Source organism: Ruegeria sp. H7, assembly GCF_056532945.1.
This window is the reverse complement of record NZ_JBQFNZ010000003.1, coordinates 289,836-312,948: the sequence shown is the minus strand read 5'-3', so window position 1 is coordinate 312,948 and position 23,113 is coordinate 289,836. Positions and strand designations below refer to the sequence as shown.

Annotated in this window: 27 protein-coding genes; 13 read left to right on the top strand and 14 right to left on the bottom strand. The window is 60.1% G+C overall.

Features of this window, described 5'->3' with window-relative positions; genetic code table 11:
* The first annotated feature begins 15 nt into the window (after nucleotides 1-15).
* The 5 genes from ACR0AC_RS10365 (at nucleotide 16) to ACR0AC_RS10345 (ending at nucleotide 3,793) form a co-directional block, all read left to right on the top strand.
* Nucleotides 16-288 carry a PepSY domain-containing protein gene (locus ACR0AC_RS10365; RefSeq protein WP_170453625.1) on the top strand — a complete coding sequence of 91 codons (273 nt, stop codon included), beginning with the start codon at nucleotides 16-18 and terminating at the stop codon, nucleotides 286-288.
* Nucleotides 289-311: 23 nt separating this feature from the next.
* On the top strand, nucleotides 312-821 hold the full coding sequence (locus ACR0AC_RS10360; RefSeq protein ID WP_170453624.1) for a helix-turn-helix domain-containing protein: 510 nt from the start codon (nucleotides 312-314) through the stop codon (nucleotides 819-821).
* Between the two features lie 153 nt (nucleotides 822-974).
* Nucleotides 975-1,664 carry an outer membrane beta-barrel protein gene (locus ACR0AC_RS10355; RefSeq protein WP_170453623.1) on the top strand — a complete coding sequence of 230 codons (690 nt, stop codon included), beginning with the start codon at nucleotides 975-977 and terminating at the stop codon, nucleotides 1,662-1,664.
* Between the two features lie 240 nt (nucleotides 1,665-1,904).
* Nucleotides 1,905-2,918, top strand: coding sequence for a Hint domain-containing protein (locus ACR0AC_RS10350; protein WP_480873174.1), 1,014 nt, complete (start codon nucleotides 1,905-1,907; stop codon nucleotides 2,916-2,918).
* A 101-nt stretch (nucleotides 2,919-3,019) separates the two neighbouring features.
* Complete coding sequence (locus ACR0AC_RS10345; protein WP_480873172.1) at nucleotides 3,020-3,793, top strand: glycosyltransferase family 25 protein; 774 nt, start codon at nucleotides 3,020-3,022, stop codon at nucleotides 3,791-3,793.
* 40 nt (nucleotides 3,794-3,833) lie between these two features.
* Here the strand turns inward: ACR0AC_RS10345 and ACR0AC_RS10340 are convergent, their stop codons facing one another.
* Nucleotides 3,834-4,484: a peroxiredoxin gene (locus ACR0AC_RS10340; RefSeq protein ID WP_170521286.1), complete on the bottom strand. Its 651-nt coding sequence runs from the start codon at nucleotides 4,482-4,484 to the stop codon at nucleotides 3,834-3,836.
* Between the two features lie 211 nt (nucleotides 4,485-4,695).
* On the opposite strand from ACR0AC_RS10340, the gene ACR0AC_RS10335 reads away from it, so the two are divergent.
* The gene (locus ACR0AC_RS10335) at nucleotides 4,696-6,135 is read left to right on the top strand and encodes an aldehyde dehydrogenase family protein (protein ID WP_480873171.1); all 1,440 of its coding nucleotides are present in this window, start codon (nucleotides 4,696-4,698) and stop codon (nucleotides 6,133-6,135) included.
* A gap of 54 nt (nucleotides 6,136-6,189) precedes the next feature.
* On the opposite strand, the gene ACR0AC_RS10330 is transcribed toward ACR0AC_RS10335, so the two are convergent.
* Nucleotides 6,190-6,624 carry a glyoxalase superfamily protein gene (locus tag ACR0AC_RS10330; protein ID WP_170631145.1) on the bottom strand — a complete coding sequence of 145 codons (435 nt, stop codon included), beginning with the start codon at nucleotides 6,622-6,624 and terminating at the stop codon, nucleotides 6,190-6,192.
* A gap of 177 nt (nucleotides 6,625-6,801) precedes the next feature.
* On the bottom strand, nucleotides 6,802-7,653 hold the full coding sequence (locus ACR0AC_RS10325) for a methylated-DNA--[protein]-cysteine S-methyltransferase (RefSeq protein WP_480873169.1): 852 nt from the start codon (nucleotides 7,651-7,653) through the stop codon (nucleotides 6,802-6,804).
* A gap of 130 nt (nucleotides 7,654-7,783) precedes the next feature.
* On the opposite strand from ACR0AC_RS10325, the gene nth reads away from it, so the two are divergent.
* Together nth and ACR0AC_RS10315 are read left to right on the top strand one after the other, a co-directional pair.
* Nucleotides 7,784-8,428, top strand: a complete 645-nt coding sequence (gene nth, locus ACR0AC_RS10320) for an endonuclease III (protein WP_170453702.1) — start codon at nucleotides 7,784-7,786, stop codon at nucleotides 8,426-8,428.
* Nucleotides 8,425-9,414, top strand: a complete 990-nt coding sequence (locus ACR0AC_RS10315; protein ID WP_170453617.1) for an adenosine kinase — start codon at nucleotides 8,425-8,427, stop codon at nucleotides 9,412-9,414. The genes nth and ACR0AC_RS10315 overlap by 4 nt, the downstream gene beginning before the upstream one ends.
* A 165-nt stretch (nucleotides 9,415-9,579) precedes the next feature.
* Here ACR0AC_RS10315 and ACR0AC_RS10310 read toward each other — a convergent pair whose 3' ends face one another.
* The 3 genes from ACR0AC_RS10310 to ACR0AC_RS10300 all read right to left on the bottom strand — a co-directional run bounded on the left by ACR0AC_RS10310 (nucleotide 9,580) and on the right by ACR0AC_RS10300 (nucleotide 12,342).
* Nucleotides 9,580-10,419, bottom strand: a complete 840-nt coding sequence (locus ACR0AC_RS10310) for a DUF547 domain-containing protein (RefSeq protein WP_480873166.1) — start codon at nucleotides 10,417-10,419, stop codon at nucleotides 9,580-9,582.
* The gene (locus ACR0AC_RS10305; protein ID WP_170453615.1) at nucleotides 10,416-11,789 is read right to left on the bottom strand and encodes a radical SAM protein; all 1,374 of its coding nucleotides are present in this window, start codon (nucleotides 11,787-11,789) and stop codon (nucleotides 10,416-10,418) included. Before ACR0AC_RS10305 ends, ACR0AC_RS10310 begins: the two co-directional genes overlap by 4 nt.
* Nucleotides 11,790-11,856: 67 nt before the next feature.
* Complete coding sequence (locus ACR0AC_RS10300; RefSeq protein WP_170453614.1) at nucleotides 11,857-12,342, bottom strand: RNA pyrophosphohydrolase; 486 nt, start codon at nucleotides 12,340-12,342, stop codon at nucleotides 11,857-11,859.
* Nucleotides 12,343-12,479: 137 nt separating this feature from the next.
* Between ACR0AC_RS10300 and ACR0AC_RS10295 the strand changes: the two genes are divergently transcribed.
* Nucleotides 12,480-14,507, top strand: a complete 2,028-nt coding sequence (locus tag ACR0AC_RS10295) for an FAD-dependent oxidoreductase (protein ID WP_480873164.1) — start codon at nucleotides 12,480-12,482, stop codon at nucleotides 14,505-14,507.
* Nucleotides 14,508-14,513: 6 nt separating this feature from the next.
* On the opposite strand, the gene ACR0AC_RS10290 is transcribed toward ACR0AC_RS10295, so the two are convergent.
* Nucleotides 14,514-15,122 (bottom strand): LysE family translocator, encoded by a 609-nt coding sequence (locus ACR0AC_RS10290; protein ID WP_480873163.1) that lies wholly within the window; start codon nucleotides 15,120-15,122, stop codon nucleotides 14,514-14,516.
* Nucleotides 15,123-15,191: 69 nt separating this feature from the next.
* Complete coding sequence (locus ACR0AC_RS10285) at nucleotides 15,192-15,632, bottom strand: DUF4399 domain-containing protein (RefSeq protein ID WP_170521267.1); 441 nt, start codon at nucleotides 15,630-15,632, stop codon at nucleotides 15,192-15,194.
* Between the two features lie 226 nt (nucleotides 15,633-15,858).
* On the opposite strand from ACR0AC_RS10285, the gene ACR0AC_RS10280 reads away from it, so the two are divergent.
* Nucleotides 15,859-16,764 (top strand): LysR family transcriptional regulator, encoded by a 906-nt coding sequence (locus ACR0AC_RS10280; RefSeq protein WP_170453610.1) that lies wholly within the window; start codon nucleotides 15,859-15,861, stop codon nucleotides 16,762-16,764.
* 57 nt (nucleotides 16,765-16,821) lie between these two features.
* Here ACR0AC_RS10280 and ACR0AC_RS10275 read toward each other — a convergent pair whose 3' ends face one another.
* Genes ACR0AC_RS10275 through ACR0AC_RS10260 form a run of 4 tightly spaced genes read right to left on the bottom strand, consistent with a single transcriptional unit; the run spans nucleotide 16,822 to nucleotide 19,736 of the window.
* Nucleotides 16,822-17,724, bottom strand: a complete 903-nt coding sequence (locus tag ACR0AC_RS10275; RefSeq protein WP_480873160.1) for an OmpA family protein — start codon at nucleotides 17,722-17,724, stop codon at nucleotides 16,822-16,824.
* A complete protein-coding gene (locus ACR0AC_RS10270) occupies nucleotides 17,721-18,278 on the bottom strand; it encodes a peroxidase-related enzyme (protein ID WP_480873226.1) in 558 nt (185 codons plus the stop codon). Before ACR0AC_RS10270 ends, ACR0AC_RS10275 begins: the two co-directional genes overlap by 4 nt.
* A 28-nt stretch (nucleotides 18,279-18,306) precedes the next feature.
* A complete protein-coding gene (locus tag ACR0AC_RS10265) occupies nucleotides 18,307-19,017 on the bottom strand; it encodes a GNAT family N-acetyltransferase (RefSeq protein WP_480873159.1) in 711 nt (236 codons plus the stop codon).
* Nucleotides 19,014-19,736, bottom strand: coding sequence for a competence/damage-inducible protein A (locus ACR0AC_RS10260; protein WP_480873157.1), 723 nt, complete (start codon nucleotides 19,734-19,736; stop codon nucleotides 19,014-19,016). The genes ACR0AC_RS10265 and ACR0AC_RS10260 overlap by 4 nt, the downstream gene beginning before the upstream one ends.
* Before the next feature lie 49 nt (nucleotides 19,737-19,785).
* Here ACR0AC_RS10260 and sfsA point away from each other — a divergent pair, with 49 nt between their 5' ends.
* The 3 genes from sfsA (at nucleotide 19,786) to map (ending at nucleotide 22,251) form a co-directional block, all read left to right on the top strand.
* Nucleotides 19,786-20,499, top strand: coding sequence for a DNA/RNA nuclease SfsA (gene sfsA, locus ACR0AC_RS10255; protein ID WP_480708407.1), 714 nt, complete (start codon nucleotides 19,786-19,788; stop codon nucleotides 20,497-20,499).
* A 33-nt stretch (nucleotides 20,500-20,532) separates the two neighbouring features.
* The gene (locus ACR0AC_RS10250; protein ID WP_480708408.1) at nucleotides 20,533-21,330 is read left to right on the top strand and encodes a hypothetical protein; all 798 of its coding nucleotides are present in this window, start codon (nucleotides 20,533-20,535) and stop codon (nucleotides 21,328-21,330) included.
* A gap of 108 nt (nucleotides 21,331-21,438) precedes the next feature.
* Nucleotides 21,439-22,251: a type I methionyl aminopeptidase gene (map, locus tag ACR0AC_RS10245; RefSeq protein ID WP_170521256.1), complete on the top strand. Its 813-nt coding sequence runs from the start codon at nucleotides 21,439-21,441 to the stop codon at nucleotides 22,249-22,251.
* On the opposite strand, the gene ACR0AC_RS10240 is transcribed toward map, so the two are convergent.
* Together ACR0AC_RS10240 and ACR0AC_RS10235 are read right to left on the bottom strand one after the other, a co-directional pair.
* On the bottom strand, nucleotides 22,239-22,418 hold the full coding sequence (locus ACR0AC_RS10240) for a hypothetical protein (protein ID WP_170453603.1): 180 nt from the start codon (nucleotides 22,416-22,418) through the stop codon (nucleotides 22,239-22,241). The two genes, map and ACR0AC_RS10240, sit on opposite strands and share 13 nt — an antisense overlap.
* A 24-nt stretch (nucleotides 22,419-22,442) precedes the next feature.
* A complete protein-coding gene (locus tag ACR0AC_RS10235; protein ID WP_170453602.1) occupies nucleotides 22,443-23,078 on the bottom strand; it encodes an HAD family hydrolase in 636 nt (211 codons plus the stop codon).
* Between the last annotated feature and the right edge of the window lie 35 nt (nucleotides 23,079-23,113).

Here is a 23,113-nt window from a genome sequence, read left to right as displayed (position 1 = left end):
AACAGGAGATGCGATATGGAAAACCTGAAAATTCTGACCCTTGCCGGTTTGATTGCAGCAGCCCCCGCGCTGGCCCTGGCCAATGTGGGGCTGGGCGAAAAACTGGGGACGGATGAGGCTGACATCCGTGCGGCGCTGGAGGCGCAGGGCTATGTGGTCGAAGAGATCGAATTCGAAGACGGCGAGATCGAGGTTGAACTCAGCAAGGATGGCGTGGAAACTGAACTGGTCCTGAACAAAGTCGATGGCACCGTAACCGCCATCGAACTTGAAGAGGATGACGACTGACCGCGCGACCCTGAAGGAGCATCATGAAGATATCGCAAACGTCTTTGTTGTGGCTCCTTTTGGTGGTGCAGGCCCTCTGCGCCACCTTTTTCCTGACCGATGCACTGCTGGATTGGACCGGGGGCGAAAGCGCCGGCTTCCGGTACTTGCACAGTTTTGAACTTTTGATCTCAATAGCGCTTTTGGGTGGATTGGCGGCAGCGATTGCGCTGATCCGCGCCCAGAACCGGCGCGTTCGGGATATACAACGGCAGCTTGGCGTGGCCCAAGGCGCGTTCGCACAGGTTATCGGCACCCAGTTTGACGAATGGCGGCTAAGCAAAGCCGAACGCGATGTTGCGCTGCTCTCGCTCAAGGGCCTGTCGATTGCCCAAATCGCGGAACTTCGGCAGACCAAAGAAGGTACGATCAAGGCCCAAAGTGCTGCAGTATACCGCAAAGCTGGCGTGTCCGGCCGCTTGCAACTGCTCAGCTTCTTTGTCGAGGAACTGCTGTCAGAACCCCTCATGGAACGACCAACATCCCGAGGGTAAGCCCGCCCTGCGACTGCAATTGTTCAATGGGCTACTTATTCACTCACCCACACCCAAAATCCCGTGACGCGAAGTGATGGTCGCGCGCCTTCCTTTTGACCTCCGATTGCCCACATCAGCGCCATGGACCATTCGGAACAAAGGACATGGATTATGGTTTCTCGACTTCTTCTTACCTCGGCGGCGCTGATTTTGGGTGTGACCGCCGCGTCAGCGCAAAGCCTGACGGACGGCACCTATATCCACGGCTTCCTGGGCTATAGCGACCTTCAGGATACCGACTTCAGCGGCAGCATCGGCGGCGCTTCCGAATCCGTCGACACCGATTTCGATGGCGGTGTCGGTCTGGGGATCGCAATCGGTAAAGAGATCCCTCAATGGTCCAATGACGCCATTGGCACGCGGATCGAGCTGGAGCTGTCCTATCGCGACAACAACGTGGACGGCGTCAACTTCTCCGGAAATGGCCCGGGGGCCGAGGGTAATATCTCGGGCGATGTGACCCAAACCTCGCTCTTTGCCAATGTGCTGTTCGACTTCAAGGGTAACAGCGCCTTCACCCCCTATGCCGGTTTCGGTCTGGGTGCGACCTATTCTGATATCGATTTCGCCTACGGCCCCGGCGTCACGCTGGATGACAGCGGCACCGATTTCGCGGCACAGCTGATCGCCGGTGTCGCCTATGACATCAACGAAGACACCGCCTTTACCGTTGATGCGCGCTATACCCGTGCCTTCGACGTCTCATCCGCGCGTCTGGCCCCCACCGGCGCTTCGACGGGAACGGTCGAGGATGACTTGGACACGTTCAGCATCAATTTCGGCCTGCGCTACGGGTTCTGAGCCCCACCAAGGGCGGTGTTCGTCTCCGGTTTCGCCGCCCCTGGCGTGCCTCCGCCCAAGTGGCGGGGGCATGTATTTTCAAAACTCCTGTTATCCGTGAAAGCCCGGTTCTCGGGATTCACCCCATCCCATATCCATGCGGTCGCGCGCTCGGTTTAGTAAACCATATGTTAACACTTATAAGTTGAATTAGCCCAAACTTAAGGAAAACTTTTGTAAATTCTGGGAAGACGTTCCGCCGTGGCCTCCATCACCATCTACGAACTCAGCGCGGACCCCTTCAGCACCAATAGCGTTTCAATCGAAGCCGCATATAGCGCGGACATCATCGATGATGACACGTTTCTGCAAAGCTCGGATTCCAGCACTCAACTGGATCTCAGCGGTGTCCCGAACTTCCACAACTCTTCCTCCAGCTTTCAGGTGTTCGAAACCTATCAGGGCGAAATCAACGGGCAGGCTGTGTCCTTTGTCCAATTGCAGTTCACCTCTCCGATCTATGTGGTTGTCACATCGGGTCAGGCCAACGTCGGGGACACGATTGCAGTCACCAGCAGGCCCTCATCAACACCCCCAACCGAATACAGCACACTACCGTCCTTTGTCTGCTTCACCTCCGGATCGATGATCCTGACACCAACAGGCCGCCGCCGGGTCGAGGCTTTGCGCCCCGGAGATCCCGTCATCGTTGCCGGAGGTCAGGTTCGGCCCGTCCGCTGGATCGGCAAACGCAGGCTGTCCCGGCAAGACCTGCGCCAATCCCCGCATCTGTGTCCGATCCGGATCAGGTCGGACCATTTTTCTACCACCTGCACCAATCGCGATCTGGTGGTTTCACCGCAACATCGGATCGCGGTTTCCTCCCCAAATATGGAGCTTTTGTATTCCGCCCCAATGATGCTGGCCCCGGCCAAAAATCTGGTCGATGGCAAATCTGTCCGCCAGTTGCCACCGGACGAAGGCGTCGAATACATCCATATCCTGTTCGATCAGCATGAACTGGTGAATGTCGATGGCATCTGGTCTGAATCCCTTTATCCGGGCGACACGACGCTCAGCGCGATGACCGCCGAGACCCGAAAGGAATTGCTAAGCCTGTTCCCGACCCTCAGGCAGGGCGCAAAAGGATACGGCCCCACCGTCCTGCCCGTCCTGAAACCCTTCGAAATACGCCTGCTGCGGCACACGCTTATATTAAACTGCGGGCTGGAAAATCCCTGGTCGATAACCCGCCCCGCCGCCCACGCAGCTTGAACCCCTGGAAAACGGCCATTATCTGCCAAATGGAACATTTCAAACAGTCACGGCTCTGTGTTTCGCCATCACCACCCTTCCCCAACACGCCGGGGTGCTCTATGCACATGCCAATGCGCTCGTTCGTCATTCATATGTCTTCCAGCACCGCCCGGCGGGAAAACGCCGAAAGGCTTTGCGCAGACCTGCCCAACGCCGAATTGTTCGAGGCCGTGAACGGGCGCGACCCCGATCAAATCTCGGATGTCTGCCTGCATCCCGGCAATCTGCATCGGCCCCACTACCCTTTTGCGCTGCTGCCCACCGAGATCGGCGTGTTCCAAAGCCACCGCCGCATCTGGCAGAAAATGGTGGACGAAAACATCGATCTGGCACTCATCACCGAAGATGATCTGCGTATCGACCCTGCCCAATTGCAGCAGATCCTGGCGCTTTTGAAGCGCGAGGCGACCCCGGATCACTACATCCGCATACCGGTCAAACAACGCGAGATTCCGGCACAAACCATTGCCGAGGAAAACGGGCTGCGCCTGGTTCTGCCTTGGGTGGTCGGGTTGCAATGTGTCTGCCAGATGGTGGGACGTCGCGCCGCCGCGCGCATGTTGGCCGCCACGGATCAGATCGACCGCCCGGTCGATACGTTTCTGCAAATGCACTGGCTGACCGGCCAACCGATCCACACCCTGCTCGGCAGCGGCAACCGGGAAATCGCCGGTGAAATCGGCGGCTCGACAATCCAGAAAAGCCCGCCGTTCAGCGACAAGCTGACCCGCGAATTCAAGCGCGCGGCCTACAGGGCAAAACTCTACAGCTACCCACAGCGCCCGCCTGCTTCATCTGGCCATAAATATCCTCGGGGGGAGTCGCGCCTCTAGGCGCGGCGGGGGGCAGACAGCCCCCCTGACCCGGTCCGTCTTAAGACGGCGCCTTGGTCTTACGCAGATAAGGAAAGATCGTCTCGAACTCGCCAAATTTCTCTTTGGCATCTTCATTCGACACGGCAGGCGGAATGATCACATCCTCGCCCGGCACCCAGTTCGCAGGCGTCGCAACACCCTTGGCCGACATCTGCAACCCGTCCAGCGCGCGCAGGATCTCGGCAAAGTTGCGGCCCACAGTCATCGGGTAAGTCATCGACAGTTTCAACTGCTTGTCCGGCCCAATGATAAAGACCGACCGCACGGTGGCACTGTCGGCGGGGGTGCGCCCGTCGGGCAGGTAGGCTTCGGCAGGCAGCATGTCAAACGCCTTGGACACGGCCAACCCATCATCGGCGATGATCGGAAAACCGGGATTGGCGTTCCCATATGCCTCGATGTCTTTCTTCCACTTCTTGTGATCTTCCACACCATCGACCGATACACCGATCACCTTGGTGTTGCGGGCCGCCCATTCGTCGTTCAACTGGGCCACAGCCGAAAACTCGGTGGTGCAGACAGGCGTAAAGTCTTTGGGGTGCGAGAACAGGATCGCCCAGCTGTCACCGATCCAGTCGTGAAACTGAACGGTGCCCTGATCCGTTTCTGCGGTGAAATTGGGAACCGTGTCATTGATGCGCAAACCCATGGTGCATCTCCTTTCCTGTGAAAAACCCGAGTCGGTTGCCGTAAACCTAAACACTCTGCGTCAGAGTTAAACCATTGGCCCGCACAAGGATACGCCATTCCCCTTGCAAGCGGTAAGAGATTTGGCCCAATCCCCCTCTTGCCCCGCTATGCCGCCAGTGCCAGAGTGCCCCGAAACCGGCCCCAATGCCGTCTGATCAGGAGGGAGAGCCATGATCGAAAAGCGTGAATTCTACATCAACGGCCAATGGGTTGCCCCATCCGCGCCCAATGACTTCGACGTCATCAACCCATCAACAGAAGAGCCCTGCGCAGTGATCTCACTGGGCGGGCAGGCTGATACCGATGCCGCCGTTGCTGCGGCCAGGGCGGCCCTGCCCGACTGGATGGCCACCCCTGTTGCCGAGCGGATTGCACTGGTCGAGAAACTGGCCGGGATCTACCAGACCCGCAACGATGATCTGGCACAGGCGATCTCGCTGGAAATGGGGGCCCCGATCGATTTGGCGCGGGCGGCTCAGGCAGGGGCGGGCATGTACCACCTGAACACCTTCATCCGCGCAGCCAAGGCCTTTCCCTTCGAACATCCGCTGGGCGATCACGCCCCAAACGACCGCATCATCCACGAGGCTGTCGGCGTTGCCGGTCTGATCACGCCCTGGAACTGGCCGATGAACCAGATCACGCTCAAGGTTGGGGCCGCCGCGATTGCCGGATGCACGATGGTTCTGAAACCGTCCGAGCAAAGCCCGCTGAACGCGATGATCTTTGCCGAGTTGATGGACGCCGCCGGCTTCCCGCCCGGCGTGTTCAATCTGGTGAATGGCGACGGGGTTGGCGTCGGCTCGCAATTGTCCAGCCATCCGGATGTGGACATGATCAGCTTTACTGGCTCGACCCGTGCGGGAACCGCAATTTCCAAAGCGGCTGCGGACACATTGAAGAAAGTACATCTGGAACTGGGCGGCAAAGGCGCGAATGTGGTCTTTGCCGATGCGGATGCCAGCGCGGTGAAGCGCGGTGTGTCGCATATGATGAACAACACCGGCCAAAGCTGTAACGCCCCCAGCCGGATGTTGGTCCAGCGCCCGATCTACGATCAGGCCGTCGAAACCGCTGCCGAGGTTGCGAACATGGTCAAGGTTGGCCCCGCTGCCGAGGAAGGCCGCCATATCGGCCCTGTGGTGAACGAGGTGCAGTGGCGCAAAATTCAGGACCTGATCCAGAAAGGCATCGACGAAGGCGCCCGGCTGGTCGCGGGCGGTACTGGTCGACCTGAGGGTCTGAACAAAGGCTATTACGTCCGCCCCACGGTCTTTGCGGATGCCAACAACCAGATGACCATCGCGCGCGAGGAAATCTTTGGCCCGGTCCTGACCATGATCCCCTTCGACACCGAGGAAGAGGCTGTCGAGATCGCCAACGACACGCCTTATGGCCTGACCAACTATGTCCAGACACAGGATGGCGAGCGCGCCAATCGCATGGCGCGGGCATTGCGCTCGGGCATGGTCGAGATGAACGGCAAATCGCGCAGTGCGGGGTCTCCGTTCGGAGGCATGAAGCAATCCGGCAATGGACGCGAAGGTGGCATTTGGGGGCTTGAGGATTTTCTTGAAGTCAAAGCCGTCGGCGGCTGGGCCGCCGAGTAACGCCTGTTTTCTGCAATCAAAATGCGAGGCACCCTAGGGTGCCTCGCTTTATTTTCAGGCTGGTTGGACGACAAGCTGCGGCTCTCCGTCCGATGTATGACGGGTAGACCGCCCGTCCCAACCGATCTCGCCGGTCACGCGCTGCCGGAAGGCCGAGAAGCTGTCAAACCGCACCACGTCCACGGGCGCGTCGAATTGCAGCGTCACACGGCGGTGCCCGCCATCACCCAACATCGTCAAACCGCGAATGACCGCATTGAACGGCTGACCCAGATAGCGTCCTTTGACCCGGTCACCGACCCTGAGATGCAGCCGGTTGCCAGCCATCGCACGCAGCGTGTTCCAGTCTTTGGCCCCTTGTTGATGGGCCACCAGCTCTAGGGCCTCGCTATGCGACAGGATCACATCCGCGCTGCGCAGCCTCTCGCGCAGTCGCTTTGCCTGCGCCTTCAGCTCCGAAACCGGAGCGATGTCTTGATCAATAGTCATGTCTTGCCTCGCTTCCTTATAGGGGCGCGAAATCAGGACGGTGTTCGCATTGCCATCCGTGCGCCAGGAAAGGGCAACAGATATGCATTCAACCGGGTTTCACCAAAGCCAAAGGCCGCGAACGGCAGGGGACCCGTACCTGGCGCGCCATATGACAGCGCCGGGACGTTCTGTCAATCAGGCATCCGCCTGCGCGGCTTCATAGGCCAGCATCGCGCGCTTGACGGGCAGGCCCCAGTGATAGCCACCAAGCCCGCCCGATTTGCGCAGCGCTCGATGGCAGGGGATCAGCCAACTGACCGGGTTGCGCCCGACCGCTGTTCCGACTGCACGAACGGCCTGTGGCGAGCCCACCCGCTGCGCAATTTCAGAATAGGTGGTGACTTGACCCGAAGGGATGTGCATCAGCGCCTCCCACACCTTGATCTGCAGGGGTGAGCCGATCAGGTACAAAGGCGTCGGCTGCAAACGGTCGCTGACAGAGCCGAAGGCACTCAGCACCCAAGGCCGCAGGTGCATCGGGTCCTCAACGAACTCGGCCAAGGGCCAGCGCGACAGCATATCCTCCATCGCCTCTTCCTCGCCGGTCTCGGCCCCGAAGGCCATACCGCAAATGCCCTTGTCGGTGCCCATCACCAGCGCGGGGCCAAAGGGGCTTTCGAACCAGCCCCAATAGATCGTCAGACCTGCGCCTTCGCGGGCGTATTCGCCAGGGCTCATGGACTCCCATTTCAGAAACAGATCATGCAGGCGGCCACTGCCGGACAGGCCCACGTTATGGGCGGTTTCCAACGTCGTGAACCGTTCGCGCAGCAGCGCCTTGGCGTGGCCCAGCGTTAGGTATTGCTGGTAGCGTTTCGGTGATACGCCGGTCCAGCGCGAGAACAGTCGCTGGAAATGGGCCGGGCTCATATCCATCTGCTGCGCCAGTTCCTCAAGACTGAGGCCCTCGCCGCCCTGATCGATCAGCTCGATCGCGCGGCGCATGACGTTGTAGTGGTATCCGCTTTCCGGGGTCTGGACGTTCATGGCAGTCACCTCATCTGATGCCAAAACCATAGCGCGCGGGTCACGCCCCTGCGACCCGGAACTTGCGCATTGGCTTTGGGCCAGAACCAAGGGGTTGTGTCATGGCCTTGCGGGCGGCATTAAGGCGCGGATGGCAAAGCAACTCGATTACCACACGATCCGCGAGATCTTTACGCGTTTTCAGGCAGCCGACCCCGAACCCAAGGGCGAGTTGGAGCATGTGAACGTCTACACTCTGGTCGTCGCCGTGGCGCTGTCGGCGCAGGCGACCGATGCGGGCGTCAACAAGGCCACGCGCGAATTGTTCAAAATCGCCGACACGCCGCAAAAGATGCTGGATCTGGGCGAAGAAGGTCTGACCCAGCATATCAAGACCATCGGCCTGTTCCGCCAGAAGGCCAAGAATGTCATCAAGCTGAGCCGTATTCTGGTCGACGATTATGGCGGCGAAGTTCCCAATTCCCGCGCCGCGTTGCAATCCCTGCCCGGTGTCGGGCGCAAGACCGCCAATGTGGTGCTGAACATGTGGTGGCGGCAACCGGCGCAGGCGGTGGATACGCATATCTTCCGCGTCGGCAACCGCACGGGTATCTGCCCCGGCAAGGATGTGGACGCGGTCGAGCGCGCCATCGAAGACAACATTCCTGCCGACTTCCAACTCCATGCGCATCACTGGCTGATCCTGCATGGCCGGTACCATTGCAAGGCGCGCAAGCCGCAATGCCCGACCTGCATCATCCGTGATCTCTGTCAATTCGAGGACAAAACCCTATGAAGACCTACCAACTGACCGGCATCGGAAATGCCGTTGTGGACGTGATTTCCCAGGCCGATGACAGTTTCCTGGAACTAATGGGCATCGAAAAAGGCATCATGCAACTGATCGAGCAGGAGCGTGGCGAGGTGCTCTATGCCTCGATGGAAGGCCGGGTGCAGACACCGGGCGGCTCGGTCGCCAATACGATTGCCGGTGCCGGGGCTCTGGGTCTGGACGCCGCCTTTATCGGGCGCGTGCATGATGACGCCTTGGGTCGGTTCTATGCGGATGCGATGAACGAGGATGGCGTCGATTTCGTGAACCCGCCGGTCCCGGGCGGAGAGCTACCGACCTCGCGTTCGATGATCTTTGTCTCGCCCGATGGCGAGCGGTCGATGAACACCTATCTGGGGATTTCCTCGGAATTATCGTCCGAGGATGTCTCGGCCGATGTGGCCAATAACAGCCAGATCATGTTCCTTGAGGGCTACCTGTTCGACAAGGAAAAAGGCAAGGCGGCATTCCTTGAGGCCGCGCGCACTTGCCATAAGGGTGGCGGCAAGGCCGGGATCGCGATTTCCGATCCGTTCTGCGTCGAACGGCATCGCGTCGATTTCCTGCTGCTGATCGAGAACGAACTGGATTTCGTGATCGGCAATGAGGCCGAAATCAAATCGCTGTTCGAAACCGATGATCTGGAAGAGGCGCTGGCAAAAACCGCCGGTATCTGCCCTTTGGTCGTGTGCACCCGGTCCGGCGATGGCGTGACTGTTCTGCATGATGGCCAGCGCGTCGATGTGCGGGTCGATAAGGTAGTGCCGGTGGATGCAACCGGGGCCGGAGATCAGTTCGCCGCAGGCTTCCTGTTTGGCATGGCCACGGGCCGCGATTACGAGACCTGCGCCCGCATCGGCAATGTCTGCGCCCGCGAAGTGATCAGCCATATCGGTCCGCGTCCCGAGGCCAACATGCAGGACTTGCTGCGCAGCGAGGGGTTGCTATAGGCGCGCCAGCGCCGACCTGCGGGGTGGCGCTTGTACCAATTGAACCTCGCACTTAATGGTGCAACCAACTGCGCGGGTAAAACAGAGATTGACGGTGCAAAAGCGCCGCCCCGTGGGGGCGGGTCGGCGCTGGCGCGGCGGCCTTTCGGCCTTGATCCCGCGCCTTTATGACCCCGCCGCCGCGCCGTTCAGCGCCCAGTCGTATCTATAAGCCTTAACGCGCCGGACTTCTTGCAATCTGGCGCGCAATTCAGGGGCGGCTGCGGTCTGGATATAGGTCAGCACGTCCTGCTCATTCGCTCCGAAATCCTCGCGGAACCAGATATAGATCTTGGACAGGATCAGCCCCCCGCGATCATCAAAACGCACGCCGCGCGGGTCGTTGATATAGGCCCGCTCGGCTGCGGCGAGGTCTTGTTTCAGAGTTCCGGCCTCCCACGCCCGATCCATCAGGTTCGGGCAGCCCACGGCGGCGCAGTTCAGCGCGTAATGGATGCGCGGCTCATCAAATCCGGGGCGGATGATCCGGTGTTCGATATCGTTGAGCGTCAAACTCTGCCCTGCGACCGTGGCCAGGGGGCGATCCCATGGGCCAAAGGAAAGCGGCCCGTCGGTGATGTCGCGGATCGAGTCGACCGGATAAGCCTCAAGGACGACATCCACGGTCAGCGCGTTATAGAGGTTGATCCAGTAGGCCAGTTGCTGATCGCGTGTCAGGCGTGCCGGGTCAACGGATTGCAGTTGCCCCAGATACCCCTCCAAACGATCACGATCAGACTCGGTGACGCTGGCATAGGCCACGCGGTTCACCCCCTGCGCATCGGGCGCGACATAGCGGGACAGGAACGCGCTCCAGTCGCTGTGATCCACGCGCTGCCCCGGCGGCGGGGCACTGCGGGTCAGGGCATTGCCCGGCAAGGCCTCGGCAGGTGGCAGGGCCAGCCGTTCGACACTGGCGCAGGCCGCCAGCAAAGGCAGCAGCAAGACGATCAGCAGCTTTTTCACGAGGCATCCTTTCGGTCCCGGCGGGTCAGACGCATCTGCCCTTTCAATCGTTTCAGCGGCGCATGGGCCGGGTCGCCCAGCGCAGGAATTTCCGGCCGCGACGACAACCCTCGCATCGCCGCGTTCCACCAATAGGTTCCCATCGGGCTATCGATCCGATCCGGAGCGGCCAGATGCTGATCGCGCTGGGCATTGTGGACGCACATGGACAAGGGTCCGTTCCCGGTCGCCACCATGAACACGCATGAGGCGCAGCGATCCGCCTCTAACGCATCTGCCGCCATGAAGTTGTGGATGAACACCGCCTGCCGCCGCACCCGACCGCGGAGCAAGCCCGGGCCAAGTCGGGCGACCGAGGCCACCAAATGCGCCACCGCCCACACCGCCAAAACCGGATGCCGCAGCACCAACCGACGGACCGTGGACCGGATCACAAGATGCGCCTCGCGCCCCGTGTCCAACCGCTCCAACGCGGCGATCACCTGCTGCACCAGCTTGGCGTTCGACAGCAAGGAGACCGCTCGCCCCCCGGCGGTCAGGACGCTGGCGTAGCGGTTGCAGGCAGAATGACCGACGGAAGCCGCATCAAAATCCAGCGTCGTGCCATATCCACGCTCGATCGCACGCATGACACTGTCCTGCGTGATCGCATCCGGGCGGGCGCGCAGCACGCCGCGCCCTGTATCGGCCTGCATCTGGAACGAGACAAAGGCAACCTCGGGCTGGTCCCGGAAGAACCGCGCCAGATCGGGCAGATCGCCAAAGTTGCCGCCAAACACCGTCGTGTTGAACAGGACCCGCACACCCAAGCCACGGGCGCGGGCAAGGTATTTTTCGCGCACAGTGTTCAGTTCAGCCTCTGATCCGAACCCGTTGCGGTCCTGAGTCATATCGACATGGAACGCGACATCATCCAGACCGGCCGCCGCCAGACGGGTCAGAAACGCCCGGCTGGCGCGGATGCCGTTTGTCATCAGGCAGGACCGCATGCCCAACCGCTTGATCTCGCGGCACAGCGCCTCAAGGTCTTCGGTTTTGCGCAGGGTCGGGTCGCCGCCGGTCAGCTGTACCGATGCACCACGGCCATAGTGGCTGTTGATTGTCGCAATCCGCGCAAACAGGACCGACAGCGGCGGATCATAGGTCATCTCGGCCCGGTCCGAGAGGTAACACAGCGTGCAGTCCAGATTGCAGCGCTGCGTCACCTCAAGCGCAACGCAGGCCATCGGGTAGAACCGGCCTGCTGTTTGAGTGGCCCCAAACTCACCGCACCCTTTCAAACCGTCGCGCAAGGGCGCGCGTCGGTCTGGGCCTTCAAATCGGCGTCCGGCGGGTTTGGCTGTGATCGGTTCGGGTAAGGTGTCTTTCATGGACCCCAAGCTAAAGGGGGTCTCAGGACGCGACTACGCCCCCTCACGCCAACGTGCGGGGCGGTGATCAGCCCAGATGTTCGGAAAACGCAGCCACGACCTGTTCATAGACGTCACGCTTGAAAGGCACAATTTCTTCAATCAGCCGATCCGGGTCCTGCCATTTCCACTTGGTGAACTCAGGATGTTCGGTTTCGATGTTGATCTGATCGTCGCGGCCCGTGAAGCGCAGCAGGAACCATTTCTGCTCTTGCCCGCGATAGCGGCCTTTCCAGATCTTGGGCACGATGTCATGCGGCAGATCATAGGGCAGCCAGCCATCGGTTGCGGCCACAACCTCGACCAGATCAGAGGTGACGCCGGTTTCCTCCCACAGCTCGCGTAGCGCCGCATCGCGGGGGTCTTCGCCCTTGTCCACACCCCCCTGCGGCATCTGCCAGGCGTCCTTGTGGCGATCGTTGCGCTGACCGACAAAGATCTGCCCATCGGCGTTCATCAGCATCAGACCAACGCAGGGGCGATAGGGCAGTTTGGCGATCTGATCAGGGGTCATGCACGGCCTCGCAAGGTTGTTTTGCCCACCTCTAACAAGCGCCGCCACGGTAGCATAGGGGGTGACGTTAGGTTTCGCGTGACAAAGTTGACGTGAACGTCAATTTAAAACGCGGAGACGGGAGGGAGAGTTTCACCATGACTGCGTACCCAAACATGCTGGCCCCGCTGGATCTGGGCTTTACCACGCTGAAAAACCGCGTGCTGATGGGCTCGATGCACACTGGACTGGAAGAGACCGGCGACTGGAACCGGGTGGCCGAGTTTTATGCCGACCGGGCGCGCGGTGGCGTGGCGCTGATGGTGACGGGCGGGATCGGTCCGAATCTGGAAGGCTCGGTTTTGCCGGGGGCGTCGATGATGACCAACGACAAAGAGGTGGCAAACCATTCCATCGTGACCGAACGTGTGCATCAGGCGGGCGGCAAGATCGCCATGCAGATCCTGCACGCGGGCCGCTATGCCTATGGCCCGAAATGCGTGGCCCCCAGCCCGGTGAAATCTCCAATCTCGCCCTTTCCACCGCATGAGCTGGACGAAGAGGGGATCGAGAAACAGATCAGCGACATCGTTAATGCGGCCCGTTTGGCCCAGAAGGCAGGCTATGACGGGGTCGAGATCATGGGGTCCGAGGGCTATTTCCTGAACCAGTTCCTTGTGACCCACACCAACAAGCGCACCGACCGCTGGGGTGGCTCGTATGAGAACCGGATGCGCCTGCCTATTGAGGTCGTGCGACGCACGCGCGAGGCGGTGGGAACAGATTTCATCATCATCTACCGCCTGTCGATGATCGATTTGGTTCCCAACGGGTCGACCCATGACGAGGTGGTGCAACTGGCGCAAGAGATCGAGAAAGCGGGTGCGACGATCCTGAACACCGGCATCGGCTGGCACGAAGCGCGGATTCCGACCATTGCCACCAGCGTTCCCCGCGCGGCCTTTGCCTGGGTGACGAAAAAGCTGATGGGCAAGGTGTCGATCCCAGTTATCACCTCGAACCGGATCAACACGCCCGAGGTCGCCGAAGAGGTTCTGTCCTCGGGCTGCGCTGATATGGTCTCGCTGGCGCGGCCGATGCTGGCGGATGCAGATTTCGTCAACAAGGCCATTGCCGGTCAGTCCGCGCAGATCGCGCCATGCATCGCCTGTAATCAGGCCTGTCTGGACCACACGTTCAGCGGCAAGCTGACCACCTGTCTGGTCAACCCGCGCGCCTGTAACGAAACCGAACTGGTGATTGCTGCGGCTGATACCGTGAAAAAGGTCGCCATCGTCGGCGCAGGTCCGGCTGGCCTGTCCACCGCAATGACCGCTGCCCAGCGCGGCCATGACGTGACCCTGTTCGACCGCGCGTCCGAGATCGGCGGGCAGTTGAACATGGCCAAACAAGTGCCGGGGAAAGAGGAGTTCTGGGGCCTCGTCGACTGGTACCGCACCATGATGGACGATCTGGGCGTGAACGTGGAACTGAACCGCGAGGTTGATGCCGACGACCTGACCGGCTTTGACGAGGTGGTCATCGCAACCGGCGTCACTCCGCGTGATCCGCAGATTCCGGGACAGGATGGGGACAATGTCCTCAGCTATATCGACGTGCTGCGCGGCAAGGCCGAGGTTGGCAAATCCGTCGCCGTTGTCGGCGCGGGCGGCATCGGCTTCGATGTTTCGGAGTTTCTGCTGGAAGACGGCCACAGCGCCACCACCGATCTGCCGCTGTGGATGAAGGAATGGGGCGTGACAGACCCGGAAGACCACCGCGCGGGCCTTGCGCCCGAAGGCCCGCAGCCCGCGGCCCCAGCGCGTCAGGTCACCTTGTTGCAGCGCAAGAAGCAGGCGCATGGCAAGGGGCTGGGCAAGACAACCGGCTGGATTCACCGTGCGACGCTGAAGATGAAAGATGTCAATTTCGTCGGCGGCGTGAACTACGAACGCATTGACGAAGACGGCCTGCATGTCAGCTTTGGCGAGGAACGCGCGGACCCGACCTTGATCGCAGCCGACAACATCGTGCTGTGTGCCGGTCAGGTCTCCGAGCGCAGTCTGGCGGACGCGCTGATCGAACGCGGCATCACTCCGCACGTGATCGGCGGCGCAGATGTCGCGGCGGAGCTGGACGCCAAACGGGCAATCAATCAGGGCACACGTCTGGCGGCCGGGCTTTAGGCCCGGTCAGTCAGACAGTGCAAGCTTCACCCCAAGCGCGCCAAAAGCCGTTGCAAAGCAGCGTTTGATCCAAGCCATCACAGATGGGCGATGAATGATGTAATCCCGCGCCAGCGCCGCGCAGGCCCCATAGGCGATGAACACAACAAAAGTCATCGCCATGAAGGCAAGCGCCAGTTGCACCAGCGCCAGACCCGCATGCGCCGTGTCCGTGGGCAGGAATTGCGGCAGGAACGCAAGAAAGAACAGCGAAAGCTTGGGGTTCAGCACGTTGATCAGCGTGCCGGTCGTCGCGATCTTCAGGTAGCCTGTGGTCGATTTCTCGGCACTCACTTCCATCGCGCCGCCCGCGCGGATGATGCCCCAGGCCATATAGAACAGATAAAGCACACCAAGGTATTTGAGCACCAGAAACGCCAGCGCACTGGTGTGCAGCAGCGCGGCCAGCCCGATAATGCTGGCCACAGCGGCGGGCACGATCCCAAGCGTGCAGCCTGCCGCCGCCGCAATGCTGGCGCGAAACCCCCGGCCAAGCCCGATGGCCAGCGTGTAGATCACGCCTGTTCCCGGCAACAGCACGACGATCAGCGATGTAAGAAGAAACTCAAGCGACATGGAACCCTCCGATCACACGTCGGAGAGTTCCTTACATCAGCGTGAAAGTAAACAGGCGTATCTGGGCGTCTACTCGACCGTAATCGTAATCACCTCGGACACAATCGGCGGGTTGTGCGGTACATGACCCGCATCGCCCAGCACCAATTGCAGAGTGTGCTGGCCTGCGGGCAGGTCCAGCGTCACCTCGGTCTGGCCGCCGCCGAAATGCATATGATTGTCGTCGGCGGGCAGGCCATAAGCCAGCTCATCCGCGCCGTCCTCGCCTTCGCCAATCGGCGGGCGGTTGATCAGCAGATGGTGATGGCCGGTATTCTCGGCCTCGGTCCCGGCTGGCGCGACGCCCATACCGCTCAGGCCAAAGACCACCGTCACCGGCGATTGAACCGTGTCCCCATCCGCAAGGTTCACGAAATAGACCTTGGCGTCAGGGCTGGATGGGGTCTGCGCTTGGGCCAGGGCCAGACCAGCGGACAGACAAAACGCGACAATGGCAAATAGTGATTTCATGATCTCCTCCCAGGACACAAAAATGCCATTCTCAGCATAGCACAAATGAAAAAATGTCTAGAAATCACCGTTTGACCGGGGTGTTATTGGATCGGAAACCATTGTTTCAACGTTTCTGAACTGCAAACGATCCGATTCAAAACCCTGATATTATCCCATGTCTGCCCCGTTTCCGCCCAGATTGAGCGTCAAAACTGACGTCGAACGTAAGACCTGGGGAACGAGTATGGATCGATTGACCGAAATGGAAGCCTTCGCCAACGTGGTGGACCAGGGTGGCTTCACCGATGCGGCCAAGAAGATGGGCATCTCCAAATCGGCCGTGTCCAAGCACGTCTCGAGCCTTGAGGCGCGTCTGGGTGCGCGGCTGCTGAACCGCACAACGCGCCGGGTGTCCCCAACTGAAATCGGATTGGCCTATTACGACCGCGCGCGCCGCGTTCTGAATGACGCGGGCGAGGCGGATGCACTGGTTACCTCGATGCAATCGGCCCCGTCAGGCCTGTTGCGGATCAGCGTCGCGACGGATTTCGGGGTCAATCACCTGTCCCCTGTTCTGTCCGAATTCCTGTCCGCTTACCCGGATATCACCGTCAACATGGTGCTGAACAACCGCTATGTTGAGTTGATTTCCGAAGGGTTTGACGTGGCCGTGCGCATTGGTGAGCTGGAAGACAGCACCCTGCGCGCGCGCAAACTCACGGAAACCGTCAAACGCATGGTTGCGGCCCCCAGCTATATCGAGAAATTCGGACGTCCGCAGAAGATCGACGACCTGAACGAACACAAGTTGCTGCATTATTCCAGCCAGTCTTCGGGCAATGTCTGGAAACTGACCGCGCCATCGGGCGAAAAGCGTCAGGTGCGCACCGCCGGTTGGCTCAGCGTCAATGACGGGCAATCCCTGCTGAATGCTGCGATCTCGGGCCTCGGGATCGCTTATCTGCCCAGCTATCTGTACGCGGATGCGTTGAAATCCGGCCAGGTGCTGGACGCGATGCCGTCGCTGCCGGATGAGGTTCAGGGCGTTTACGCCGTCTACCCGCCCGGGCGTTTCACGCAGCCGAAAGTGCGGGCTTTCATTGATTTTCTGGTCGAGTCCTTCAACGAAAAGGGCCCGATGGATTGGTAAATTCTCCCGGTGAACTTTAGCGGCCCGCGCTTTCTGGTGCGGGTCCTTTTTTGTGCGTCAGTTGACCAGCAATACAGCCTCGACCCGGCGATTGATATCGCGGCCCTCAGCCGTGGCGTTTGAGGTGATCGGGGCCAGATAGCCAACGCCCTGCGCCTCGATCCGGTCGGCGGCCACGCCATGCGCCTCGATCAGACGGGTTCGAACGGCCTCGGCCCGGCGCTTGCTGACAGCGATATTGGCCTGCAAGGCGCCGGTATCGTCGGTATGCCCCACAAGCGCCAGCCGCGTGTCCGGCTTTTCCGCCAGGAACCCGGCAAGCAACGCGAGCGAGGCAAAGGGCCCTTCGCCCAGCGCAACCTCACCAGTGCGAAAGTGCAGGTCGTCCAGAATGACATGACCGGTTTGCTGGAATTCGGCCAGCAACCCCCCGGCCCCATCCACACTCTGATCGATCACGACAGGTGCAGGGGCCGGCGCATCGACAGGAGTTACCCGGATCATCTGCACATAACCATCGGGTGGGTTCCGGCTGACCAGCAGGCTCAGCACCTCGGATCCCTTCTGCGCGGACAGAAACCGATAGTCCTGAATGGCGACATACATATCCGGCGTTGGCACCACTTCGGTGCCGAACCGAAAATCGAAGCCGCCGCAAATACGCGCCTCGCATTCGTACAAGATCTCATACCCCTGCGCTTCGATCTGGTCGCGCAACGGGGCAAGCAATTGCAGTGTCGTGCTGGACCCGGCCTGCAGGCGCCATGTGACCCTTTCGACCTGCCCCTCGACCGTTCGGGCCGGAACCGCACCATCTGCGAATGGCCCGGTTGGCAGATCATAGCTGTCCAGCGGAGAAACCCGCTGACTGATCTGCTGTGCGGATTGCGGCAGCGTCAGTTCCTGAGCAACCAGCGGGCTGGCCAGAATCACGGTCAAAAGGCTTAGCGTTCGGATCATCTGTACTGTGCGTGATACTCGGGGTTTGGAACCATCGCCGTGGCGCTGGCCACGCGATTGGACATGTTGAAGAACCCGGTCACGTTGGCAATGTCCCAGATATCCCGGTCAGAGAACCCGACATCGCGCAGGCGCTGGCGGTCGGCTTCTTCAATCTCGGTACTGGCTTTGGTCATCCGGGCAGCGAAATCCAGCATGGCGCGTTGGCGGTCGTCCAGCGGCGCGACGCGGTAATTCATCACCAGCATCTCACCCAGCTTTGGGTCGCCTGACAACTGCCGCACGGCAGCCCCGTGGGCCACAAGGCAATAGAAGCACTTGTTGATGGATGAGACGACCACTGCAATCATCTCGCGTTCCAGCTTTGACAACCCGCTATCTGCCAGCATCAGGTCGTTATACATGGTGGTGAAGGCGTTCAGCTTGTCGATGTCAAAGGCATAAGCCTTCAGCACATTTGGCACCATGCCCAGTTTCTCGACGCAGATATCAAAGTATTTCTGCGTCTCGGGCGGCAGCGAGTCGACCATGGGCAGGTCCAGCGCGGTGGGCATGTCTTGATGTGTCACGAAAACCTCTGTGTTAGATAAGCTGACGGTAATGGTATTCGCCCGCGATCTCCATCCCGAGCGCTTGGTACAGGCCATTTGCCCCGTCGTTCACCTTGGTGCAGATCACGCTGAAGGTTTCGGCACCATGGTCGCGCGCCCAGATCGCGGCACCCCGCACCGCCCACTGGCCCATGCCCTGACGGCGGTGATCGGGCAGAATCTCCAGCGCATGAAGCATGGCAACACCTTCATGTATAGCAACAAAGGCAACCCCGCAGGGCTGATCGCGATGGCGCAGCAGCAAGCCGATCTTGGGGCCTTTGGCACGCTCCATCACGGCGATGCGTTCCGGCCCGATGCCCCCGGTTGCCCAAAGATCCCGCATGATCGCAAGCGGCTCCCATACGGTGAACACCATGACACGCGGGATCGGCTGGTCGGTCAGATGGGATACCGGGCAGGAATAGATGTTGACCGGGTCCAGCACCTCGTACCCCCGTGCGGCAAGCTGCGCATCCAGCGCCTCGTCCCCCGGACGCAGGCAAAAGATACGCTTTTGCCCCATCGCCAGCATCGCCCGTTCGGCTGCATCGATATCCGTGTCGCTGAAAGGGCCAAGCGCATTGGCCGCCGACACCCGCGAGCCACCGCCCTGCCCTTCGCGCAGTTGAAACGGGCCCAGCCGTTCATAGCGGGCCGCAGGCCAGGTTCCGTCGACAATGTCGGCCCAGTTGACGTTCACAACTCCAGCTCTTTCGCCAGTTGGGTCATGGCGGCGTCGATCCGGGTGCCCTCGGTGCCGCGAATGACGACATTTGCGCCAAAGACACCGTTGATCTGGAACGGGTAGCACCCGATTGTCAGGTCATCATAGGCCTCGGCCAGCGCGGAGAGGGTCGCTGCGATATCGCCCTCGCCCCGATTCACCCGCAGGGTCTGCGACAACAGGGGCCTGCCGCCGGTCAGATTGGGCAAAACGCTGGCCACCATGGCCTGAAACACCGACGGCACCCCAGCCATCACATGCACGTTTTTGATGGTAAATCCCGGCGCGGTCGAGACCGGGTTGTCGATCAAAACCGCCCCGTCCGGGATGCGCGCCATGCGCAGGCGGGCCTCGTTCAGTTCAAGGCCCGATTTGTCGTAATGCGCCTGCAGCAGCGCCCGCGCATCATCGCGAATGTCGATATGCGCCCCAAAGGCCCGCGCGATGCAATCGGCGGTAATATCGTCATGGGTCGGGCCAATGCCACCGCTGGTGAACACATGATCGTACCGGTCGGACAGCGCCTTTGCGGCCCCTTCGATCTCGGGCGCGTCGTCGCTGACGATGCGGACCTCTTTCAGGTCGATGCCCTGTTTGGTCAACTCTCCGGCGAGATAGTGCATATTCGCGTCGCGGGTCCGGCCCGAGAGAATCTCATCCCCGATCACCAGCATTGCAGCGGTTGGATTGGCCATGGCGCTCTTCCTCTTGATCGACCCCTGGGGCAGGTATAGGCCGTGGGGCATGCGATTTGAAACCCCTCTTGTCCCCGCCCGCCTGATCCGCCGCTACAAACGCTTTCTGGCCGATTGCACGCTGGAGGACGGGCGCGAGGTTACAGCCCATTGCGCCAATCCCGGCTCGATGATGGGGCTGGCCGAGCCGGGCCAGAAAATCTGGCTGGAGCCCAATGACGATCCGAAGAAAAAGCTGAAATATGGCTGGCGACTGGTCGATCACGAAAACGGGCATTTCACCGGGGTCGATACATCGGTCCCGAACAAGGCCTTGCGTGCGGCGTTGGAGGCGCGTGAAATCCCCGAACTGGCCGCCTATGAAACCGTCCGCCCCGAGGTGAAATACGGCGAAAACAGCCGCATCGACTTTCTGCTGAGCGCGCCTGGCCTGCCCGACGCCTATGTCGAGGTCAAAAGCGTCACCCTGTCCCGCCAACCCGGTCTGGCCGAGTTCCCCGACAGCGTAACCGCGCGCGGCACCAAGCATCTGGGCGAACTTGCGGCGATGGCCGCGCAGGGGCACCGGGCGATCATGCTGTATCTGGTGCAGCGCACCGATTGCGACCGATTTGCGCTGGCCGCGGATATCGACCCGGCCTATGCGGCGGCGTTTGAGGCAGCACAGGCGAAGGGCGTTGAGCGGTTGGTCTATGGGACACGGATTACGCCGGAAGGTGTTTGGGTAGTTGCCAACAAACACCTAACTGCTCCATCCAATTAAATGAGATCAAACAGCGTACAAAGGTAATTGAAGATGAAAATTTGGACGATTAGCTATTTGTTTTTCAACGTATTATTGGCAACCGAGCTTTCTGCTGATAGTGCCGCACCTTCTTCGATTTTGGACGATCCGATTGCACGGTATACAAAGGAAAACTTGGAAGTTGATCAGTTGAGTTTCTGGTCGGAGGAAATTGTCATGCAAATTGCAGGGCAAGTTTCTCCAGATACGGCATTCTACTCAGCCTCTTTGGCTAAGATACTTGCTGACAATGCCGGTAGCGATCTGCGAATGATGGGAGACCCTGATACATGGTTTCTTTCCCAAAACTCACTGAGTGGAGGATCGAACCTGATTTTGATATTCCAAAACCTCGAAACCGAAAATCGCGAGGTGAAGGATACACTATTCCCGCAAGACATTGATGTAGATTTTACCAACTCCGCGCTTCAGGTTCGTCGTGCAGTCGGCAACGGTCTGAAGATGAGTAGACCTGGTTGCTATGGGAATTGGTCAACCAGTAGCAGCAACGTCATTGAAGCAACTGTGCAAGTCATCGATGTCAATTTATCAAACGATGAACAGAAACGGTGTGCAAATACTCTTATGCACGCGTCTTTTGGAGTCGCACCGACTTTTACAACACTTACATTTTCGGATATTCCCGGTATCGACAGCGACAAGGTTTTTGTAGACTCTACTGAACCAACATTATTGTTGAGGATGTTGACGTTTTGTCGGGAAGAATTGAACACCACAACAATTCAGTGTCCAAAGGACATATTGGAAAACCTGTATATGGTGCATGCGAAACGCTTGGCCAATCAATAGCGCTTCAGTTTGATCCGTAAACTCTTCCCGCGACCCCGCACCCTCTGGAACTTTCTGCGCAAGCAGCGTAAGTAAGGGGCTGCGCGAAACATTTGGAGCTTAGCGTCGATGAAAGACCATCGTGGCCGTCTGACAAAAGACGGTATCCGCATCTACGAACAGGGTGACTTTGCGGGCATGCATGCGGCAGGGGCCTTGGCTGCGCGGATACTCGACGATATTGCCCAGCATGTGTTTCCCGGTCAGACGACCGGCGCTATTGACGGGCTGATCACGCAGATGGTCGAAGATGCGGGCGCGACCTCGGCGACCATCGGCTACAAGGGCTATCAGCACGCCAGCTGTATCAGCGTGAACCACGTGGTTTGTCACGGCATTCCGGGTGAGAAAAAGCTCAAGGATGGTGACATCCTGAACATCGACGTGACCGTCATCGTTGACGGCTGGTTCGGTGATACCTCGCGCATGTATGTTGCGGGCAAGCTGCCACGCAAGGCTGAACGTCTGATCCAGGTCACTCATGATGCGCTGTTCAAGGGCATCGAGATGGTCAAGCCGGGCAACACCTTTGGCGATATCGGCCACGCGATTCAGGCCTATGTCGAGGCGCACCGGATGAGCGTTGTCCGCGATTTCTGTGGTCACGGGCTGGGCCGGGTGTTCCACGCCCCGCCCAACGTCCTGCACTATGGCCGCCCGGGCACCGGGGCTGTGTTGGAAGAGGGTATGTTCTTCACCATCGAGCCGATGGTCAATCTGGGCCGTCCCGAGACCAAGACGCTAGCCGATGACTGGACCGCCGTGACCCGCGACAAGTCGCTGTCGGCGCAGTTCGAGCATTCGGTGGGTGTAACGGCGGATGGGGTCGAAATCTTTACCCTGTCACCCGGCGGCAAGTTCCACCCGACCTATTCTTCGTGATCGGCGGCCTGGTCGCGCAGCAGTTTCAGCAGCAGGGTTTCGTGACCCCAGGGCGTTAGCGCGTCGTTGATAAAAACCGGCGCGCGCATCGGCCTGCGCTCGGGGGCCGGGGTGGCGTCGGCATCCTGTGAGAATGCCCAGATCGAAGGGGTCAGTGCGCGGTCCATGCCCGCGACCCTAGCACGGATGGATCAAATTCCCAAAAGGCGCGGCACTTCCGCCATGTCGGTGAAGACCTCTGCGCCAATCTCTGCCAGTTTGGCGCCACCCCCTTCGGGCGCAAAGCCAAGACACCGCATGCCCGCGCGCATCGCGGCGGTAACGCCGTTATGGCTGTCTTCGATTACAACCGGAGCGGATGCGCCAAAATGCTGCGCGGCCAGCAGAAACATCTCGGGGTCCGGTTTTGCCGTTCCCAGTTGGTGGGCCGAGAACATGGCACCCTGAAACCGGTCCCAAAGCCCGTTCTGGCCCAGCGTGATCGCCATTTTGTCCGGGCTGCCGTTCGAGGCCACGCAGAACGGGATGCCGTGATGATCAAGCCAATCCAACAGGTCCCGGATACCGGGCATCAATGCCACGCCCTGACGCAAACGCTCGTAGGTTTCCGCATAGACCTCATTGATCCAGTCATCCGGCAAATCGGCCCCCAACGCACGCGCCTTGTCCCGCACGCCAGCCATTGTCCCACCGAGGAAAAACCCGACGCTGTCTTCCAGTGTCAGGTCCAGGCCGTACCGGCCCAGATTGTCCACCAGAACCTTATTGGACAGCGGCTCGCTATCGACCAGAACGCCGTCGCAATCGAAGATGACCAGATCGTGCATGAAGCCTCCGCGGATTTTGCGCCCGGCTTAACCCA